The sequence below is a fragment of the Methylocystis sp. WRRC1 genome (genome assembly GCF_020733155.1).
Classification (GTDB): domain Bacteria; phylum Pseudomonadota; class Alphaproteobacteria; order Rhizobiales; family Beijerinckiaceae; genus Methylocystis.
Window position 1 is genome coordinate 3697823 of the sequence record NZ_JAJFZJ010000001.1, and the last position, 19183, is coordinate 3717005.

The following is a 19183-nucleotide window of genomic DNA, read 5'->3' on the forward strand; positions in this document are numbered from 1 at the left end:
TTTCGAGGGGCCTTATAGCCACACGAGGCCGTTCCCGCAACTGGTCTTTGCGCATTTATTCGGCGCTTCGTTCACTCCGTCGGCGAAGCGTCACATAATGAAAGTCCGCCTCGTCCTTTGGCCCGCGCTGCGGGGCTTCGCGGGCGCTTTCCTCCCACTCGGCGGGATCGAGCGCGGGGAAATGCGCGTCGCCGATGGTTTCCAGCGCGACCTCGGTCAGCTCGATCACGTCGGTCTGGTCGAGATAGGCGCGAAAGACGTCGCCGCCGCCGGCGATGATGATCTCCTGCGCCCCCACCAGCGCGGCGAGTCGGCGGGCGGTGGCGAGCGCTTCGGCCGGGCTGGTCGCGATATGCGCGCCTTCGGCCCGAAAACCGGGGTCACGGGTGAGGACGACGATCTCGCGGCCCGGCAGGGGGCGGCCGATGGAATCCCATGTGCGCCGGCCCATGATCATGGGCTTGCCCATGGTCAGCGCCTTGAAGCGCTTGAGATCGCTCGACAACCGCCAGGGCAGGTCGTTGTTGGCGCCGATCACGCCGTTCTTCGCGCGCGCGACGACGGCGACAAGCTTTGGCTGCATGGATGCCTCTCAAACGGCGATGGGCGCGGCGAGCGCCGGCCATGATTCGTAGCCCTCGATCGCGATGTCTTCATATTTGAAGTCGAACAGCGACGTTATCGAGGGGTTGAGCCGCAGGCGGGGCAGGGGCTTCGGCTCGCGAGCGAGTTGCGTGCGCGCCTGTTCCAGATGGTTCAGGTAAAGATGCGCGTCGCCGAAGCTGTGCACGAAATCGCCGGGAACGCAGCCCGTGACCTGAGCGACCATGTGGGTGAGCAGCGCATAGCTCGCGACATTGAAGGGCACGCCCAGAAAGACATCCGCCGATCGCTGGTAGAGCTGGCAGGAGAGGCGCTTTTGCCCGTCGATCTCCGCCACATGGAACTGGAACAGGCAATGGCAGGGCGCGAGCGCCATCCTGTCGATCTCGGCCACGTTCCAGGCGGAGACGATGAGGCGGCGCGAGAAAGGATTCTTCTTTATCTCTTCCACGAGCCAGGAGATCTGGTCGATCGTCTCGCCGCGGGGCGTTGGCCAGGCGCGCCATTGCCGGCCATAGACCGGGCCGAGGTCGCCCGATTCGTCGGCCCATTCGTCCCAGATGGTGACGCCGTTCTCGCGCAGATAGGCGATATTCGTGTCGCCCTTCAGGAACCAGAGCAGCTCGTGGATGATGGACTTGAGGTGCACCCGCTTCGTCGTGACCAGCGGGAAGCCCTGCGCCAGATCGAATCGCATCTGATGGCCGAAGATCGACAGCGTGCCGGTGCCGGTGCGGTCCCCCTTGCGGACGCCATCGCACAGGATTTTGTCGAGCAGGTCGAGATATTGGCGCATGGATCGTTTGGGGGCTTCTTTGTCAGGCAAGGTCGCCGCGGGTCTACCCTGCGCCTTTGGCGCGGGGGATTTCCCTAGCATCGGGGGTGATTACTCGCACGAAATTTCCCGTTGCCGTCGTTGGGGCAGGGTAAGGCGGGCAGGACGCCTCGGCTCCATTTCGGCCGTGGTGAAAACCACGTCGGGCCGTCTTGTTCCGGATACGTTTACATCATCGCGCCGCCTCGCGGGTAAGGGACTTTCCCATCCGGGTCATAAGTAGCCGAGCGAACCACAACGACCATTACAGCTACGGCTCTCTTTAACTCCGCGCGAGGGAGAAGCCTCGGCCGGCGGCGCATGTCGGGCGGGAGCGCTGGTGGAGAATAGGATCCCGGCGTATCAAGCCCATTGCCTAGTGCCGTCAGGCTACGCCTTTCCTTGAAGGGTCGCGTATCCATGAAACAATCATATTCATGAAATCCCAAACGTCTCCGGCGGTGGGAGTTACGTAAGCGCTAGATGAAGGATCGCTACCCAGTTTATCCAATGTCGAAACGGTCCAGTCTGTCTTGTACCCTCTTTTTCCAAGAAAAGGTAACCAGCTCTCAAGTTCTCCCTGTCGTACAACAAATATTCCGTATTTATCTAAAATATCGAACAATTCATTGGCGGCGTCTCGATCGGTTTGTGGAAGCGCATTTACTCCACCATCATTTTTCATATCCTTGCCTGCTTCCTCAAACGATTTTTTTATTGAGTCTCTCTGATTCGAGTAGCCCTGATGCAAGGTGTTCGGGATTTTCGCGGCACTTAACCAGTGCCCCCAAACCTTCCCTCCGTCTTTTAGTATGTCGATGTCTACGATGGCGGCCGCAGGGATTCCAAATTCTCGTAGCGGTTCGATGATATCGGCTATGGTCTGTTTATTCTGAGCATTTATAAATAAAACTGACGGCATGCCGGCGGTTTGCTCGGCTATTCTGTAGTATATTTCCGCGTAAAAGGCCCGATCATTATCGGATTCTGTTACAACAACGCCGTCATGGAAGAGGGCAGATATTACGTTTGCGCTTCTTAGAAGCGGCGTACGGAGTATCTTTTCAAGTTTTACTGAGTCAACGAAGCGGCCCTTGGATTTTCTGTTGCTATATTCAAGCCTAACGACTCTGACCTCCTTTGAGGCTTGGACGCATCCAATCAGGAAATCAGCGCTATGGGTTGAAGCGAGAAGAAATCCCCCTCTTTTTTGTGCAATGGCGGCCAAATGTTTGCCCAATTTCCTAGCGAGCGGTGGATGGAGAAATGCCTCTGGCTCGTCAACGAGAATCCCGCGGTATTCACCGGAGAGGACTGCAGTTATGATTCCCACAAAGGCTTGCACTCCATCGCTTGCTTGTCTGATGTGAGTCGCGTTCTGGTGGAAATTTCTTGCATACTGATTCAGAGACTGTTCGTCGCCGGCTGGCGCTGTGGCGGATAATCTGATCCGGAGTTGCCCTCCGTGGAGAGGATCTATGACGAAGTATAAGCCAAATGCGTCAAAAACAATTTGCCGAATTTTCTCCCGGAGCGAGTCGTCTTGAAAAATATGACTAATTACATTTTGTGGTGATGATAATAGATCTCCCATTTGCTGATCATTAGTAAGGTCAAATCTTGTCCTTCCGTCCAAGCGAGTAAGTCTGAATCTTAAGAAGTTCTGCGCGACCCAGCGCTTATTTGTCCTTTGATCGATAAATTGAAAAAGTGATTTAATCGGGAAGCTGGTTGCTTCCAGTTGACCATTCGGATGGAATCGCCCGATATATGTATGATCTTCGGGATGTCCGAGTGGACGGATTTTCTCCAGATCCTTAATATCTCGTTCGACCTGATCTCTTGTTGGCCAGTCAATTTCGAAATCCTTCAAAATATTAAGATTGCTGGGTCCATGAGCTACTGATAAGGCAGTTTCAAGCTCTTTTAAAACAAGGCTTTTCCCTGAATTATTTGAGCCAACAAAAATCGTTATTCCCTGCATCGGCACCTCTATCGTGGTGGGCTGTTCAGTGAATTTTAATGTAATATTTTTCAACATAAGTTTTTTCTCCGCTTTATATTTAATCGGTGACGATGAAACCGGTGCTGGTGCGCTCGGCAAAAGTAACGGAAGCCAGAGCAGTCAAACTAATTTGAATACTTTGGCTGTGCTGCGATCCGAATCTCCTGCGATGCGAATTTTATCCGAGATGCCTCGCTCTTTGCAGTCGGCCCGGTCGCTCCCTATATTCTTGCGGGAAGGGGAGCCTCGCTCCCAGCGAAAGGGGAAAAATCACTATGACGCGGTTTTTTGCGCTCAAGCGCGGATCGCTGATTTCACTGGCTCTTGCCGCCCTTCTGGCGCTCGCGCCCGCGATTGCGGAGGCGCGCATGGGCGGCGGCGGCAGTTTTGGCAGCAGGGGCTCGCGCAGCTGGTCGGCGCCGCCGTCGACGCGGACGGCGCCCGGCATGGCGTCGCCGTTCGAGCGCTCGATCACGCCGCGCCCGGGACCGGGCATGAGCCAGCCGGGGTATAATCCCGCCTTCGGGGGCTCGTCCTTCGGCCGTGGTCTGCTCGGCGGTCTCGCGGGCGGCCTGCTCGGCGCGGGTCTCTTCGGCCTGCTGACCGGCAACGGCTTCTTCGGCGGCATCGGTGGCTTCATGTCGATCATCGGCTTCCTGATGCAGATTGCGCTGGTCGTGTTCCTCGCCCGCATGGCTTTCATGTGGTGGGCGAACCGCAACGCTCCGGCGGGCGCGGGCTCGCGCCCCGGCGCGCCCTTCGGCTCGATGTTCACGGGCGGCGCGCCGTTCGGCGCCGGGAGGCCGGGCGCTGGCGGGTTTCGCGCTGCGGGCTTCGGCTCCGGCGCCGCGCCGCAGGGCGCGCGCGCCACGCCGCTGAAGGTGCAGGCGGAAGACTTCAACGCCTTCGAGCGCCTGCTCGGCGAGACGCAGGCCGCCTACAGCCGCGAGGACCTCGGCGCGCTGCGCATGATGTCCACGCCGGAAATGGCGTCCTACTTCGACGACGAGCTGGACGAGAATCGTCGCAAGGGCGTCGTCAACCGCGTCTCGGACGTGAAGCTCCTGCAGGGCGACCTGTCGGAAGCCTGGCGCGAGGGATCGGATGAATACGCCACCGTCGCCATGCGCTTCTCGCTCAACGACGTGATGGAGGACCGGGCCACCGGCAAGCCGACGCCCGGCTCTCCGGGCAAGTCCGAGGCTGTAGAGGTCTGGACCTTCCGCCGCCCGGCCGGCGCCGGGCCGCAGGAATGGAAGCTCTCGGCGATCCAGCAGGCGGCGTAAGACGAAGCCTGATATTGAGGGCGCTCCCTCCACCCGGAGGGGGCGCCTTTTTTGTTGATCGAGCCCGAATTGACCCGCCTGACGGACGCACTCCCCATCGACGCCGTGTTGCCGCAGATCGAGGCCGCGCTGGCGTCCGCGCCAAATCTCGTCATCGTCGCGCCGCCCGGCGCCGGCAAGACGACGCGCGTTCCGCTCGCGCTGCTCGACGCGGAATGGGCTACGGGCCGCAAGCTGATCCTGCTGGAGCCTCGCCGCCTCGCCGCGCGCGCCGCTGCGAACCGCATGGCCTCGACGCTGGGCGAAAGCGTCGGCGAGACGGTCGGCCTGCGCATGCGTCTCGAGTCGAAAGTCTCCGCGAAGACGCGAATCGAGGTGGTCACGGAAGGCGTCTTTGCGCGCATGATCCTCGACGATCCGGCCCTTGAAGGCGTGGCGGCCGTGCTCTTCGACGAATATCACGAGCGCTCGCTCGACGCCGACCTCGGTCTCGCGCTGGCGCTGGATGCGCAGGGCGGGCTGCGCGACGACCTGCGCCTCGTCGCCATGTCCGCGACTCTCGACGGCGCCCGCGTCGCCGCGCTGATGGGCGAAGCGCGGACGGTTGCGAGCGAGGGCCGCGCCTTCGACGTCGAGACGCGCTATCTCGGCCGTGACGCCAATGAGCGCATCGAGGACGCGATGACCCGCGCCATTCTGCGCGCCTTGCGCGAGGAGCGCGGTTCGGCGCTGGCCTTTCTGCCGGGACAGGGCGAGATCATGCGCGTCGCCTCGCGGCTCGCCGAGGCGCGGCTGGAGGGCGTCGACATCGCCCCGCTATACGGCGCGCTGGATCGCGCCGAGCAGGACCGCGCCATTTCTCCCTCCCCGCCGGGGCGTCGAAAGGTGGTGCTCGCGACCTCCATTGCGGAAACCTCGCTGACCATCGAGGGGGTGCGCGTCGTCATCGACTGCGGCCTGTCGCGGGTGCAGCTTTACGAACCGGACCTCGGGCTCTCGCGGCTCGAGACGGTTCGGGCCGCGCGCGCGAGCGTCGATCAGCGCCGCGGCCGCGCGGGGCGCACGGAGCCCGGCGTCTGCTACCGCCTGTGGGACGAGCCGCAGACCGCGTCGCTGCCCGCCTTCGCGAGTCCCGAAATTCTCGCGGCCGATCTCTCCAGCCTCGCGCTCGATCTCGCCGCCTGGGGCGTGAATGATCCGGGTCAGCTCTCGTGGCTCGATCCGCCGCCGGCTCCGGCGTGGAAAGAGGCGGTGGCGCTCGATCGGGAGCTGGGCGCGCTCGACGCCGACGGGCGGCTGACGGAAGAGGGCAGGGCGCTGCGCGCGCTCCCCCTGCCGCCGCGTCTCGCGCGGATGGTGCTGGAAGCCGCGCGCCACGGCGAGGCCGAGCGGGCCGCCGACCTTGCGATGCTGCTTTCCGAGCGCGGACTCGGAGGAAACGACGCGGACCTCTCCCATCGCGCGGACCGGCTGGCGTCGGACGGCTCGAAGCGCGCGCGCGACGCGAGGCGCCTTGCGGCGAACTGGGCGCGGCAGGCGAAAGCGGCGGCCCCTGCGAACAAGCGCGCGCAGCTTTCCGACGGCGCGCTGGTCGCGCTCGCTTTTCCCGACCGCCTCGCGAAATCGCGCGGCGCGCGCGGGGAGTTCCTGATGGCCAACGGCCGCGCCGCGAGCCTTTCCGTCGAAGACCCGCTGTCGCGGGCGACCTTTCTGGCCGTGGCGGAAATCACCGGACGCGCGGCGCAGGCGCGCATTCTCGCCGCCTGCGCATTGAGCGCCGAGGAGATCGAGGCGATCGCTGGCAACCGCATCGAGACGCGCGACGAGACTGTATTCGACGCATCCAGCGCCAGTCTGCGCCGGCGCCGTTTCCGCCGCCTCGGCGCAATCCGGCTCAGCGAACAGAACCTTTCCGTCGAGGCGACCGAGGAAAGCGCGCAGGCGCTGGCGAAGGGCGCCGCCACGCTGGGTCTTTCACGATTGCCATGGACGAAGGGGCAGGCGCAGTTGCGCGACCGCGTCGCGTTCCTGCGGCGCGCGGAGGGCGAGGAGTGGCCGGACCTGAGCGACGCCGCGCTTGCCGAGAGCGTTGCGGAATGGCTCGCGCCCTGCATCATCGGCCGCGCGTCGCTCGCCGACATCACGCCCGGCGACCTCGACGCGGCGCTCGCCTATCTTCTGCCCTACGAATTGTCGCGTCGTCTCGATTCCGAGGCGCCGGCCTATTTCGAGACGCCGGCCGGCTCGCGCCACGCGCTCGACTACGCCGCGCCCAACGGGCCGCTTCTCTCCGTGCGCGTGCAGGAGCTTTACGGGCTGTCGAGCCATCCGACGCTCGCGCGCGGCCGCGCGCCGCTGACGCTCGAACTGCTGTCGCCGGCGCATCGGCCGATCCAGACGACGCGCGATCTGCCGAACTTCTGGGCGGGTTCGTGGAATGACGTGAAGAAGGAGATGAGAGGCCGTTATCCGCGTCATTTGTGGCCCGACGATCCCGCCAGCGCCGCGCCGACGACGCGCGCGAAGCCGCGCGGCTAGCCGGGCGAGAAGACGATAAACCTCGAACCGCGTCTTTGGGAGATCGCCTTAAGGGCGAGGCAAGCATTTCCTCATAGTGTGGCTCCAGCACTTCCGCCGGCCGGTTTCCGATCCGTCGGCGCCGCTTCAATTCGCAGTCGCGGGAAAGGCGCCATGCTGGGCAAGCAGCTTCAAATCTCGGTGATCGCCATTTTCGTCGCGCTTGTGATGGCCAACATGCTGAGCCATTTCGCCGCGGGAAAACATCCGCCGGCCGCCGCGCGCCCTGCGTCGCAGAAAGGCGCCGCCGCGCCCGCAGCCCCGAACCGGGTCGCATTGGCGGCCGCACGCAACGAATATCGCATCGCCGCCGACGCCATGGGACAATATTCCACCGATGCGGAGATCAACGGCGCGCGAATCTCGAACATGCTCGTAGACACGGGCGCCACCACGGTCGCGCTCTCATATGAGGACGCCTCGGCAATCGGCGTCTTTCCGGCGCCGGCCGACTATAAATATTCCGCCAATACGGCGAATGGCGTCGCCCATGTCGCGCGCGTGAAACTTCACGACGTGCGCGTCGGCAACCTCGTCGTCTACGACGTCGACGCCCTGGTCGGCGAGCGCGGCGCGCTGAATTCCAGCCTCCTCGGCATGACCTTCCTCTCGAAACTGTCACGTTTCGAGGTGGCCTCCGGGGCGCTGGTGTTGCGGCAGTAGGCCCTCAGTGGCGGCGCGCCCCGGGACTGTGCGCCGCCGAACCTGCCTTGCGTCGTCCCGGCTTGCCATGCGCGTTCGCCGCGACGCAATCACGCGCTATATGCCTTTTGCCGCCGGGAAGATTTGTCCCCGGCCTTTTCGCTGTCCGGCCACGCGCTGATTTTGCAGGCGCGGCGCGACAGTGTAAACGGTGCGTCAACCCCAGACGCCGACATATCAAGGATCCAAAATGTTCCCGACGCCTGTCCAGAATTTGGCGCCCAACACATTTGAATATGAACAGAAGCCGCTCGTGAAGCCGACCGGCTTTCGCGAATATGACGCGCGCTGGCTGTTCGGACCGGACCTCAATCTGATGGGCGTGCAGGCGCTGGGGCTCGGGCTCGGCGCGCTGCTGCACGAGATGGGCGTTGCGCCGGAGATCGTCGTCGGACACGACTACCGCAGCTATTCCGCCTCGATCAAACTGGCGCTGGTGAGCGGGCTGATGGCGGCGGGCGTGCGTGTGCGCGACATCGGGCTCGCGCTGTCGCCCATGGCCTATTTCGCGCAATTCGAACTCGATGCGCCGGCCGTCGCGATGGTGACCGCCTCGCACAACGACAACGGCTGGACGGGCGTGAAAATGGGCGCGCAGCGGCCCGTGACCTTCGGTCCCGAGGAGATGAGCCGGCTGAAGGAAATCGTGCTTTCCGGCAAGTTTCGCGAGGCGGGCGGAGGCTCCTATCATTACGTCGAGAATTTCGGCGCGCGCTATCTCGACGATCTCACGCGCCGTCCCGAGTTCTCACGCAAGATGAAGGTCGTGGCCGCCTGCGGCAACGGCACGGCAGGCGCCTTCGCGCCGCAGATGCTGGAGCGGCTGGGCTGCGAGGTGATCCCGCTCGACATCGAGCCGGATTACACTTTCCCGCGTTACAATCCCAATCCCGAAGACATGGAGATGCTGCACGCCATCGCCGACAAGGTGCGCGAGACGGGCGCAGACGTCGGGCTGGGCTTCGACGGCGACGGCGACCGTTGCGGCGTCGTGGATAATAACGGCGAGGAGATATTCGCCGACAAGATCGGCGTGATGCTCGCGCGCGATCTCTCCAGAGTCTATCCAGGCGCGAAATTCGTCGTCGACGTGAAATCCACGGGCCTCTTCGCGACCGATCCCGAACTCGTCGCGCGCAATGTGCACACCGAATATTGGAAGACGGGTCACTCCTACATCAAGCGCCGCGTGAGCGAGATGAATGCGCTCGCGGGTTTCGAGAAATCCGGCCATTTCTTCTTCAATGCGCCGATCGGCCGTGGTTACGACGACGGCCTTCTCACCGCGGTGCATGTGCTGGAAATGCTGGACCGCAATCCGACGAAGTCCATGGCGGATCTTTACAACGACCTTCCCAAGACATGGGGATCGCCGACAATGTCGCCGCATTGCGACGACGAAAAGAAATACGACGTGGTGAAAAAAGTGACGGCTCGCATCGAGGGCATGCGCGCGCGCGGCGAGCAACTGATCGGTCAGCCGATCCGCGACGTTGTCACCGTCAATGGCGTTCGCGTCACGGTCGCGGACGGCACATGGGGTCTCGTGCGCGCGTCGTCGAACAAGCCGGAACTGGTGGTCGTCGTGGAAAGCCCGGCGTCCGAAGCGCGCATGCGCGAGATGTTCGCCGCAATCGACGCCGTGCTGCGGGAAAACCCCGAGGTCGGCGCCTATAATCAGACGATCTGATTGCGGAGCCGGCGCCTCAGGGCGTCGGCGCCTGGCAATTCACGCCCGACGTCATGAAATACTGGATATGGCTCGGGACGTAGGTGTTGCGCACCGGCGCATAGCTCGTGCGCTGCATGGTCCAGGTCGGCGGCGAACCCCATTTGAAGATCTCGAAGTGGACGCCCGGCGAATAGTTGTAGACCACATCGGCGACGATGACCGGCCCCACCGTCGGATTTACGCCGTTTGTAACCGTGGTGTAGCTGGTGGGCATGCTCGTGAAGGAGACTGGCGTCGCGTCCTGCGCCGTCAGGATCTGGCAGGGGCGGGCGGTCGCGCTGTTTCTCGTCACGGTCCATGTCGTTTTCGCCTGCCATACGCCGGCGGATGGCGACGTGATGGCGACCTCGGAGATCGTCATCTTGAGATTGGCCGTCGGCAGCGGCGACATGATCGTCGTCGCCGCCGAGAACACAGCGGTGATGTCCGCCTCGGTCAGGCCGGCCTGACCGGTGTTCGATCCGCCGGTGAGTTGCTGCGCCGTCAAATCGGCGAGCGTATGAGCGACGAGATCGAGTTTCTGCGCCGCGCGCATACCGCGCGAGAGCTCCACGAGGCCGAGATAGATCATCAGCATCAGCGGGAGAACCAGCGCGAATTCAACGGCGGCGATGCCGCGATCATCCTGCGCGAGGTTGATTTTGCGAGAGGCGGTCGCCATCGTCACGGCTCCACCCGGAAGGCCGCGATTCCCATCAGCATGTTGGTCCATGCGCTGTTGTATTGCACCTGTCCGGTGCGAATCTGGCCATAGCTCTGACCCTTGAAGACGCCGCCGCCGAGAATGCCGGAGATCACCGTCATTGGATAGGCGATACGGACGATTGCGATCTGACCCGGCGCCGGCATCGCGATGACGCTGCCGCCGGCGTTGGGCGAATTGTAGAAATTGTTTCCGGTGTCGGCCGCGCCCCAGTTCGCGGGACTGCGAACGTCCACCATGATCTTGTCGCAGTCGAACATCGTCGATAGCGTGCCCGGCTTCACGACGCCCTGCGTTTTCCAGGTGCAGATGTTGTTGTCGACGAACTGCTTGTAGGTTAGGCCCGCGGCGGTGCTGTGCGTGAGCACCGCGCGGCTCGCGGTTTCGGTCGCCATCTGCAATTGCGCGGTTCTGAAGTAGATCGTGCCGGTCTCGAAGATTGCGCCGATCAAGCCCAGGAAGGGAACGGCGATCATCGCGAATTCCACCGCCGTCGTGCCCTCGCGATCGGCGATGAATCCATTACGGGGGAGAAGGGCGTCGATCTTTTGGAATAGCCGGGATTTCAATCGGCCAGCAAATCTCATGGTCATGTCCCGCACAGCGAATGAATGGAGCGAGGCTCCACCTTGGCTATTGCAGACAAACTGCAGGCGATTGGTTGATGGCTCGTTACCGAAAGCTTCGATATCGCGCTGTCAGGCTTCGCACGGCGACTCTTGGTTACTGACGGGAAATGCTCCTTACCGGCGCGTTGACGTCGCGGCGCCGTCATGCGCCTTCACCGCGTCGATGGTCTGGCTCATGTATTGAGAATCATCGGCGAGATCGACGGCCTTCGCGCATCTCGGATTGCAGGAGTAGGACTCCCGATGCATTCCGCGCTGCACGACGAGCTTGTCTTCCGCTGGCGCCACAGTGACGATGGACTCGCCGACTTGCGCCCCCGTGCGGTCGAGCACGATCAGATTGGTCGTGCCGAAGCTCTTTCCAGTAATCACCATCAGCTGACTATTGCGCAGCATGGTCACGTCGGCGACGAGCGGGTTGCCGATGACGAGCGTCTGCGCGCCGGGAGGAATCCTGACGATCCGCGCATAATCGAGTTCGACGCGAATCGGACGCTCCTTTGCGCTCGCGTCCGTCGCCATGGATTCGAGGCCGAAGACGCCGAAGGCCAGAAGCAGGGCCCCGCGAAAGAAAGACGGAACGAGTGTCATGCGGTTCACCGTGCGGCGCTGTCGCGTGGCGCCGACGGCGCTTTTCGCGAGCTCGTAATTGGTCACGCGCCCTTCGACGGACTGACGATCGGGCGGCCGCCTGATGCGCAACTGAAGCGTTGCCGTGCGGCGTGAGCGAATAAAGCAGCTAATGGTGAATGAATACTGAAAGGACCACGAGGGTGGCGCGGGCCCCGCCGTCCGTCGACGGCGGACAGCTGCAGAAGGTCGAACGTATACAAGTATTTCTCTTATATAAGAACGTCCGCGCACGATCGATGACATGCCGTCGGCGCGACGGATTCATGCCTTGCCCGGCACAACTTTCCGTATATTGGCGCGAGGGGATTCGTCAGCCTTTTGTTTCGTTACCGACATTGCCCTCGTCCGATCAACCAGTTTGAAAGGTTCAAAGGCTAAGTTCACGTTGTTCGGGCGGCGCCGTAATGTTTCAAGGGCGCGGTTCGATGGAGTGAAATTGAATCTCGGAGCAGCAAAATGAACAAGATTTTCTCGCGTTTCGTGAAGGACGAGTCCGGCGCCACCGCGATTGAATACGGCCTGATCGCCTCTCTGATCGGCGTTGCGATCATCGCTGGCGTCCGCGCTCTCGGCACGAACCTGTCGGGCACCTTCGCCAAGGTTTCGGGCAACCTCGCCTGATCCCGACGACGCGAATATTATAGCCGCGGCGGCCCCGGAAACGGGGCCGCTGACTTTTTTCAACGGTCTCTCTACGGGACGAAAGCTTAACCGTAGTTCAATCATTCGAACGTAATTTTCTCATGGGACGCAGCGAAGCCTCGCGACGTCCGTTTCGATGTCGAACAGGATCGCCCCATGATCGAGGCTCTGGCGCTTATCGTCTTTCCGACCATGATGGTCTTCGCCGCCTTCTCCGATCTTTTCACGATGACGATACCCAATCGGGTCTCCGCCCTTCTGGTGCTCGTCTATTTCGCGCTGGCGGTCTATCTGCCCATTCCCTTGCAGACCTTCGGGCTGCATGTTTCCTGCGGGCTCGCGATGCTGGCGCTAACTTTCGTCCTGTTCCAGTTCGGCTGGGTCGGCGGCGGAGACGCGAAGCTCGCCTCGGCGACCGCGCTCTGGCTCGGCTGGGAGCATCTTCTCGATTACGGCCTCGTGGCGTCGATCGCGGGCGGCGTGCTGACGGTCATCATCATAGAACTGCGCCGGCATGATCTGCCGCGCAGGGTGCTGTCCGTCGCCTTCATCGCGCGCCTGGCCGAGAAGACCAATGGCGTGCCCTATGGCATCGCGCTCGCCGTCGCGGGGCTCCTCGTCTACCCGCAGACCGGCCTCTTCCTGAAGCTCGGCGGCCTCTGATAGCCGGCCGGTCGGGCGCGAGAGACCTTGATGATCGCGCCCCGCAGGCGCCGGCAAATTGACGGAAAGAGCCGCGCGGATACGCCCGTTTTTGCGGGGAGGGGCCATCCATGCGCCCCCGAAGGCTTTAAATATCAACGTTCTTGAATAAAAGTACACATTCGTGAAATGTCGACGTTTTGTAACATCTGATTAACCCTAATTTGACGTTTATCCGGTTCAATCGTGCCAACCTAGAACTTGGCGGTTGGAAGATTCACGATGAACAAGGCACAGATCGCAGTCCTGGCAGTCGCCGTCGCCGCGGGCGGCGGCGCGTTCATGATGATGAACAGCTCCAGCCCGCCGCCGCAGGCGCCTGTCGTGGTCGCGCCGCCGCCGATGAACACCGAGCAGGTTCTGGTCGCGACGCGTGATCTGACCTACGGCACGGAAATCGTCGATCAGGACATGGCCTGGGTCGAGTGGCCCAAGACGTCGGTTCCCGTGGGATCGCTAACGAAGACCGAGTCCCCGAATGCGCAGGAGGAAGTCAAATCCTCCTACGTGCGCATCCCCATCGCCGGCGGCGAGCCGATTCGCAAGGATCGTCTGATCAAGGGCGTCACCGCCGGCCTCATGTCGACGATGCTGTCGCCCGGCAAGCGCGCCATCGCCATCGACGTCACGCTGAACAATACGGCCGGCGGCTTCATCCTGCCCAATGACCGCGTCGACGTGCTGCGCACCTATCGCGACACGGAAGCGACGAAGGATCTCGGGCACGAAGTCTACAACTCGGAGGTCGTGCTTTCGAACGTGCGCGTTCTCGCGATGGGTCAGACCATCGAGAAAAAGGGCGCCGAGCCCGTCGTGACCGGCTCCACCGCGACGCTCGAACTCGATCCGCGCCAAGCCGAACTCGTCGTCCTCGCGCAGCGCACCGGGCAGCTGGTGCTTTCGCTCCGCCCGATCACCGACGCCATCAACAAGGACGCCGCCGCCGAGGCGCCGGCTGATCCCGGTAGCGACGACAGTCTCACGGTCGTGCGGCACGGCGTCGCCGCGAATCTGCGCACGAAATGATCGCCGTCATGAACTCCCTACTTCCTGAAACCACGAAATTGCGAGGAGCGTCGCGCATGAGCCGCTTGATGCAGAATGTGATCGGCGCCGTCTGGGCGACGGTGGCGGTCGCGACCGCGACCGGGATCGCGCCGGCCCATGCGCAGGGCCCCGGCGTGGGCGTCGAGTCGGGCGACAATGCGATGCTGGCGCGTCGCATCTCGATGGGCGTTGGCAAGTCGATCATCGTCGATCTGCCGCGCGACGCAACGGAAGTCGTCGTCGGCAATCCGAAAGTCGCCGACGCGATCGTGCGCTCTGCGCGCAAGCTTTACATCATGGGCATGGACGCCGGGCAGACGACGATCTTCGCCGTCGACTCGAGCGGGCGCCAGGTCGCCAATCTGGAAATCAGCATCGGCCGCGACGTCGGCGAACTGGCCCCGCTGCTGAAAGCGGCGCTGCCGAAGTCGAATATCACCGCGCGCACCGTGAACGACATCATCATCCTTACCGGCACGGTCTCGTCCGCCGGCGAGGCGTTGCGCGCGGTGGACATCGCAAAGGGCTTCGCCTCGCGCGCCATGGGCGGCGGCGCGGGCGGCGGCGGCGGAGTCGCAGGCCAGGCCTCGAATTCGCAGGTCGGCGGCGTCGGCGGCTCGGCCGATGGCAACGTCATCAATGCGCTGACCATCCGCGGCGAAGAGCAGGTGATGCTGAAGGTCACCGTCGCCGAAGTCGAACGCAAGGTCATCAAGCAGCTCGGCTTCTCCGCGCAGGCGGGCGGCGAGACGATCTTGAACGGCTCGTGGGGAAAACTCGTCCAGGAGAATCCATTCGCGATCAACCCGACGATGTCGAACAGCGCGTTGATCATCAATGGGCCGAACAACACCAACGCCACTCTCAAGGCGTTCGAGCGCTACGGCGTTTCGCGCATCCTCGCCGAGCCGACGGTGACGGCTGTCTCCGGGGAGGCCGCAAAGATGCTCGTCGGTGGCGAAATCGCCGTTCCGGGCTCCGGCTCCTGTACTTTCTTCACCAATGGCGGCGGCCAGCCCATCTGTTCGCCGGGCATCACCTTCAAATCCTATGGCGTGTCGCTGAATTTCGTTCCGATCGTCCTCTCCGAAGGCCGCATTCATCTGCATCTCGCGGCGGAAGTGACCGAGGTCGATCTGCAAAACACATTCACTTACGCCAACGTCGCCGTTCCTGGCTTCAAGACCCGCAAGAACGAAACCTCGGTGGAGTTGCCGTCGGGCGGCTCGATCGCCACAGCGGGTTTGCTGACGCAAAAATCCTCGCAGGCGATTTCCGGTTTGCCGGGCCTGCTCAATCTGCCGATCCTCGGCGCGCTGTTCCGCTCGCGCGACTATCTGCGCAACGAGACCGAGCTGCTCGTCATCGTCACGCCCTACATCGTGCGGCCGCTGAGCGCGCAGGACGTGTCGCGTCCGGATGACGGCTTCGCCGATGCGAGCGATCCGCAAGGCTGGTTGCTGGGTCGCGTCAACCGCATCTATTCGACGCGCAACAATCCGCAGCTCATGCAGAACTTCAAGGGCCGTATCGGCTTCATTCACGACTAGGCTCCACGGCCGCGAGGGATGACGAATATGTCGACCAATTTGGAAATCGCGAAGACGCAAGCCGGCGGCTTTGCAAGATCAGCGAAGACGCGACGGGCGTTGCGCGCCGGCAAAGTTCTGGCGTTGCTGCTGACGGCGCCGCTCGGCGCCTGCGGCGTCAACCGCGTATTGCCGCCGCCGGTGGCGCCTTATGATTATCATGACCGCCATCCTGTCGTTCTGGCCGAGGCGCCGCATGTGATCGATCTCTTCCCGTCGGTCGTTCACGGCGGAGTCGATTACACGACTGAAGGGCGTATCAAGGAATTCGTCGAGCACTATCGCGAGTTCGGCCACGGTCAGGTCACGCTGCTGACGCCAGTCGGCGCGCCCTATTCGGCGGCCGGCGTCTCCGCGGTTCGGCGCGCTTTGGCCGCGGCCGGACTGAGAGGCAATATTCTCGTCGGAACCTATCCGGTGACGGACCCGCATCTTGCCGCGCCGATCCGGCTGTCGTTCCAGTCGCTCAAGGCGAAAGTCTCGGGCCGCTGCGGCGAATGGCCGACGGATCTCGCCTCCGGCACGTCGCTGCAAGGCTGGGAAAACCAGAGTTACTGGAATTTCGGCTGCGCCTCGCAACAGACGCTCTCGGCGCAGGTCGCCGATCCCCGCGATCTCGCCGTGCCACGCGGAGAGACCGCCAGCGACATCGAAATGCGCATGCGCGCCATCAACCGCGTGCGTCGAGGCGAGGATCCGACGACGCAGTGGAGACTCAAGCCGTCCTCTATCAGCAATGTGGGAGGCCAGTAATGGTCGATACGTCAGTCGAGCGCCAGGTGACGCCCAGCGAAAGCGCGACGCAGATTGCGCCGGTACCGAGGATCTCGATCCAGGCGTTCTGCGAGTCTCAGGACGTCGCGAAGGTCATCGAGAATGCGGCCCAGGATCGCCGCATGAGCAAGGCGCATGTGAAGGTGCACATGGGCGGCGTGCTCGCGGCCGTCGAGGCCTATCGCTCGGCGCCCACGCCCAATCTCATCGTTCTCGAGACGTTCTCCGATCGGATCACGCTCATCGAGCAGCTCGAATCTCTCGCGGAGTTTTGCGACGCCGGCACGAAAGTGATGGTCGTCGGTCATGAGAACGACATTGCGCTTTACCGTGAGCTGACGTCGCGCGGCGTAAGCGACTATGTCGTCGCTCCTTTCGATATTCTCAGCTTCATCGGTCAGGTGTCGCTTCTCTACAATGGCTCCAGCTCGGAAGCGCTCGGCCGCATGATTGCGGTCGTCGGCGCCAAGGGCGGCGTAGGGGCCTCGACCATCGCGCATAATCTCGCATGGTCTGTCTCGCGCCTGCTCGAATATCAGACAGTGATCGTCGATCTCGATCTTCCCTTTGGAACGGCGGGCCTCGACTTCAATCAGGATCCTCCGCAAGGCGTCGCCGACGCCGTATTTTCGCCGGAGCGGCTGGATTCGAATTTCGTCGACAGGCTGCTGTCGAAATGCAGCGACACGCTGAGCCTCCTCGCTGCGCCTGCGACGGTCGATCGTCTCTACGACCTTCCCGAACAGGCGTTCGACGCGACGCTCGACATTCTGCGCTCGACGACGCCGGCCATCATTCTCGACGTGCCGCATCAGTGGAGCGCCTGGACGCGACGCGTTCTCGTGGCCGCCGACGAAGTGGTCGTCGTGGCGTCGCCCGACCTCGCAAATCTTCGCAATACGAGAACCGTCGTGGATGTGCTGCGTTCCGCGCGCGTCAACGATCGCCCGCCGCGCGTCATCCTCAACAATGTCGGCGTCCCCCGTCGCCCGGAGATTTCGCTTACCGAATTCACCAAGGCGATCGAGATCGATCCGGTCGCCATCGTTCCCTTCGAGCCCAAGCTTTTCGGCACGGCTGCGAACAATGGGCAGATGCTGGCGGAGGTGGAGGCCGGCTCCAAAATCGTCGAGATGCTCGACGACGTCGCCCGTTCATTGATGGGCAAGGCGGCCGGCCGCCGCGCGAAGAAGACGCTGTTGTCGCCGTTGCTGCAACGCCTGTCGCGCAAGAAGGCGAGCTGACGCGAGCGGCTATCGATGGAATGACGCAAGGATAATCGGCAATGTTCGGAAAGCGTACGAATGTCGGCGAAGCGGCGGCGAAGCCGCGAGGGCCAACCGCTCCGACGACGACGTCGGTGAAGCCTCAATTGCCGCTGGTCTCGGGGCCGGCGGCGATCGAACCCGCATCGACATCGGCGCCGCCCGCACCGGAACAGAAGAAGTCCGAAGAATATTACGTCACGAAAAGCGTCATCTTCGGCGCATTGATCGAGGCCATCGACCTCGCGCAGCTCTCCAAGCTCGATCCGGAGAACGCGCGCGAGGAAATCCGCGACATCGTCAACGAGATCATCGCGATCAAGAATGTCGTGATGTCGATCGCCGAGCAGGAGGAGCTGCTCGACGACATCTGCAACGACGTGCTCGGCTATGGACCGCTCGAGCCGCTGCTTGCGCGCGACGACATTGCGGACATCATGGTGAATGGCGCCTTCAAGACCTATATCGAAGTCGGCGGCAAGATTCAGCTGACGAATATTCGTTTCCGCGACAATTCGCAGTTGATGAACATTTGTCAGCGCATCGTCTCGCAAGTCGGCCGCCGCGTCGACGAATCCTCGCCGATCTGCGACGCGCGTCTGCTCGACGGCTCCCGCGTCAACGTCATCGCGCCGCCGCTGGCCATCGACGGGCCCGCGCTCACGATCCGTAAATTCAAGAAGGACAAGCTGACGCTCGACCAGCTGATGCGTTTCGGGGCCATCTCGCCGGAAGGCGGCGAGGTGCTGAAGATCATCGGCCGCGTGCGCTGCAACGTCCTGATCTCGGGCGGAACAGGTTCGGGCAAGACGACTCTGCTAAACTGTTTGACGAACTATATCGAGGGCGACGAGCGCGTGATCACCTGCGAGGACGCCGCCGAGCTGCAACTCCAGCAGCCGCATGTGGTGCGCCTCGAAACGCGCCCGCCGAACCTCGAAGGGCACGGGGCCGTCACCATGCGCGATCTTGTCAAGAACTGTCTGCGCATGCGTCCTGAACGCATCATCGTCGGCGAGGTTCGCGGACCGGAAGCCTTCGACCTTCTGCAAGCGATGAATACGGGTCACGACGGCTCGATGGGCACGCTGCACGCCAACTCGCCGCGCGAGGCGCTGGGTCGTCTCGAGTCCATGATTACCATGGGCGGTTTCTCGCTTCCCGCCAAAACCATTCGTGACATGATCGTCTCGTCTATCGACGTCATCATTCAGGCGGCGCGTTTGCGCGATGGCTCCCGCCGCATCACCCACATCACCGAGGTCATGGGTCTCGAAGGCGACGTCGTCACCATGCAGGATCTCTTCGTGTACGAAATCCTCGGCGAAGACGCCAATGGCAAGATCATTGGCCGGCATCGTTCGACCGGAATCGGCCGTCCCAGATTTTGGGAGCGCGCGCGTTACTATGGTGAAGACGAACGCCTTGCCGCAGCGCTCGACGCTTCGGAAGTGCGTGACGAGAACTAAACTCACGAGGG

General features: G+C 62.7%; 17 protein-coding genes. 11 read left to right on the plus strand and 6 right to left on the minus strand.

Going from position 1 to position 19183, the window contains the following annotated elements:
* Positions 1 to 55: 55 nt before the first annotated feature.
* From LG047_RS18115 to LG047_RS18125, 3 genes are all read right to left on the minus strand, one after another.
* Positions 56 to 583, minus strand: coding sequence for a dihydrofolate reductase (locus tag LG047_RS18115; protein WP_227968085.1), 528 nt, complete (start codon positions 581 to 583; stop codon positions 56 to 58).
* A 9-nt stretch (positions 584 to 592) separates the two neighbouring features.
* Positions 593 to 1399 carry a thymidylate synthase gene (locus tag LG047_RS18120; protein ID WP_227968086.1) on the minus strand — a complete coding sequence of 269 codons (807 nt, stop codon included), beginning with the start codon at positions 1397 to 1399 and terminating at the stop codon, positions 593 to 595.
* A gap of 403 nt (positions 1400 to 1802) precedes the next feature.
* Positions 1803 to 3458 carry an ATP-dependent endonuclease gene (locus LG047_RS18125; protein ID WP_227968087.1) on the minus strand — a complete coding sequence of 552 codons (1656 nt, stop codon included), beginning with the start codon at positions 3456 to 3458 and terminating at the stop codon, positions 1803 to 1805.
* A gap of 239 nt (positions 3459 to 3697) precedes the next feature.
* Between LG047_RS18125 and LG047_RS18130 the strand changes: the two genes are divergently transcribed.
* The 4 genes from LG047_RS18130 to LG047_RS18145 all read left to right on the plus strand — a co-directional run bounded on the left by LG047_RS18130 (position 3698) and on the right by LG047_RS18145 (position 9677).
* Entirely contained in the window at positions 3698 to 4708 is a 1011-nt protein-coding gene (locus LG047_RS18130; protein WP_227968088.1) for a TIM44-like domain-containing protein, read from the plus strand.
* 69 nt (positions 4709 to 4777) lie between these two features.
* Positions 4778 to 7246, plus strand: coding sequence for an ATP-dependent helicase HrpB (gene hrpB / locus LG047_RS18135; protein ID WP_227968089.1), 2469 nt, complete (start codon positions 4778 to 4780; stop codon positions 7244 to 7246).
* A gap of 153 nt (positions 7247 to 7399) precedes the next feature.
* Positions 7400 to 7948: a TIGR02281 family clan AA aspartic protease gene (locus LG047_RS18140; protein WP_036280487.1), complete on the plus strand. Its 549-nt coding sequence runs from the start codon at positions 7400 to 7402 to the stop codon at positions 7946 to 7948.
* Positions 7949 to 8177: 229 nt separating this feature from the next.
* A complete protein-coding gene (locus LG047_RS18145; protein ID WP_227968090.1) occupies positions 8178 to 9677 on the plus strand; it encodes a phosphomannomutase/phosphoglucomutase in 1500 nt (499 codons plus the stop codon).
* A 16-nt stretch (positions 9678 to 9693) separates the two neighbouring features.
* Here LG047_RS18145 and LG047_RS18150 read toward each other — a convergent pair whose 3' ends face one another.
* From LG047_RS18150 to LG047_RS18160, 3 genes are all read right to left on the minus strand, one after another.
* Positions 9694 to 10380 (minus strand): TadE/TadG family type IV pilus assembly protein, encoded by a 687-nt coding sequence (locus LG047_RS18150; protein WP_227968091.1) that lies wholly within the window; start codon positions 10378 to 10380, stop codon positions 9694 to 9696.
* A gap of 2 nt (positions 10381 to 10382) precedes the next feature.
* Positions 10383 to 11009, minus strand: a complete 627-nt coding sequence (locus LG047_RS18155; protein WP_036280492.1) for a TadE/TadG family type IV pilus assembly protein — start codon at positions 11007 to 11009, stop codon at positions 10383 to 10385.
* Positions 11010 to 11165: 156 nt separating this feature from the next.
* Complete coding sequence (locus tag LG047_RS18160; protein ID WP_158497239.1) at positions 11166 to 11708, minus strand: pilus assembly protein N-terminal domain-containing protein; 543 nt, start codon at positions 11706 to 11708, stop codon at positions 11166 to 11168.
* A 432-nt stretch (positions 11709 to 12140) separates the two neighbouring features.
* Here LG047_RS18160 and LG047_RS18165 point away from each other — a divergent pair, with 432 nt between their 5' ends.
* The 7 genes from LG047_RS18165 to LG047_RS18195 all read left to right on the plus strand — a co-directional run bounded on the left by LG047_RS18165 (position 12141) and on the right by LG047_RS18195 (position 19172).
* A complete protein-coding gene (locus LG047_RS18165) occupies positions 12141 to 12305 on the plus strand; it encodes a Flp family type IVb pilin (protein ID WP_036280494.1) in 165 nt (54 codons plus the stop codon).
* 177 nt (positions 12306 to 12482) lie between these two features.
* Positions 12483 to 12989 carry a prepilin peptidase gene (locus tag LG047_RS18170; RefSeq protein WP_227968092.1) on the plus strand — a complete coding sequence of 169 codons (507 nt, stop codon included), beginning with the start codon at positions 12483 to 12485 and terminating at the stop codon, positions 12987 to 12989.
* A gap of 261 nt (positions 12990 to 13250) precedes the next feature.
* Positions 13251 to 14054, plus strand: a complete 804-nt coding sequence (cpaB, locus tag LG047_RS18175; protein WP_036280498.1) for a Flp pilus assembly protein CpaB — start codon at positions 13251 to 13253, stop codon at positions 14052 to 14054.
* Between the two features lie 56 nt (positions 14055 to 14110).
* Positions 14111 to 15625, plus strand: coding sequence for a type II and III secretion system protein family protein (locus LG047_RS18180; protein WP_036280500.1), 1515 nt, complete (start codon positions 14111 to 14113; stop codon positions 15623 to 15625).
* A 27-nt stretch (positions 15626 to 15652) separates the two neighbouring features.
* On the plus strand, positions 15653 to 16417 hold the full coding sequence (locus LG047_RS18185; RefSeq protein WP_227968093.1) for a CpaD family pilus assembly protein: 765 nt from the start codon (positions 15653 to 15655) through the stop codon (positions 16415 to 16417).
* Positions 16417 to 17682, plus strand: a complete 1266-nt coding sequence (locus tag LG047_RS18190) for an AAA family ATPase (protein WP_036280503.1) — start codon at positions 16417 to 16419, stop codon at positions 17680 to 17682. The genes LG047_RS18185 and LG047_RS18190 overlap by 1 nt, the downstream gene beginning before the upstream one ends.
* A gap of 41 nt (positions 17683 to 17723) precedes the next feature.
* Entirely contained in the window at positions 17724 to 19172 is a 1449-nt protein-coding gene (locus tag LG047_RS18195; RefSeq protein ID WP_036280505.1) for a CpaF family protein, read from the plus strand.
* Positions 19173 to 19183 lie beyond the last annotated feature (11 nt).

Bases quoted from the DNA above. Each gene is read 5' to 3' on its own strand.
- LG047_RS18115 (WP_227968085.1), bottom strand. From the start codon at position 583: ATGCAGCCAAAGCTTGTCGCCGTCGTCGCGCGCGCGAAGAACGGCGTG.
- LG047_RS18120 (WP_227968086.1), bottom strand. From the start codon at position 1,399: ATGCGCCAATATCTCGACCTGCTCGACAAAATCCTGTGCGATGGCGTC.
- LG047_RS18125 (WP_227968087.1), bottom strand. From the start codon at position 3,458: ATGTTGAAAAATATTACATTAAAATTCACTGAACAGCCCACCACGATA.
- LG047_RS18130 (WP_227968088.1), top strand. From the start codon at position 3,698: ATGACGCGGTTTTTTGCGCTCAAGCGCGGATCGCTGATTTCACTGGCT.
- LG047_RS18140 (WP_036280487.1), top strand. From the start codon at position 7,400: ATGCTGGGCAAGCAGCTTCAAATCTCGGTGATCGCCATTTTCGTCGCG.
- LG047_RS18145 (WP_227968090.1), top strand. From the start codon at position 8,178: ATGTTCCCGACGCCTGTCCAGAATTTGGCGCCCAACACATTTGAATAT.
- LG047_RS18150 (WP_227968091.1), bottom strand. From the start codon at position 10,380: ATGGCGACCGCCTCTCGCAAAATCAACCTCGCGCAGGATGATCGCGGC.
- LG047_RS18155 (WP_036280492.1), bottom strand. From the start codon at position 11,009: ATGAGATTTGCTGGCCGATTGAAATCCCGGCTATTCCAAAAGATCGAC.
- LG047_RS18165 (WP_036280494.1), top strand. From the start codon at position 12,141: ATGAACAAGATTTTCTCGCGTTTCGTGAAGGACGAGTCCGGCGCCACC.
- LG047_RS18170 (WP_227968092.1), top strand. From the start codon at position 12,483: ATGATCGAGGCTCTGGCGCTTATCGTCTTTCCGACCATGATGGTCTTC.
- cpaB (WP_036280498.1), top strand. From the start codon at position 13,251: ATGAACAAGGCACAGATCGCAGTCCTGGCAGTCGCCGTCGCCGCGGGC.
- LG047_RS18180 (WP_036280500.1), top strand. From the start codon at position 14,111: ATGAGCCGCTTGATGCAGAATGTGATCGGCGCCGTCTGGGCGACGGTG.
- LG047_RS18185 (WP_227968093.1), top strand. From the start codon at position 15,653: ATGTCGACCAATTTGGAAATCGCGAAGACGCAAGCCGGCGGCTTTGCA.
- LG047_RS18190 (WP_036280503.1), top strand. From the start codon at position 16,417: ATGGTCGATACGTCAGTCGAGCGCCAGGTGACGCCCAGCGAAAGCGCG.
- LG047_RS18195 (WP_036280505.1), top strand. From the start codon at position 17,724: ATGTTCGGAAAGCGTACGAATGTCGGCGAAGCGGCGGCGAAGCCGCGA.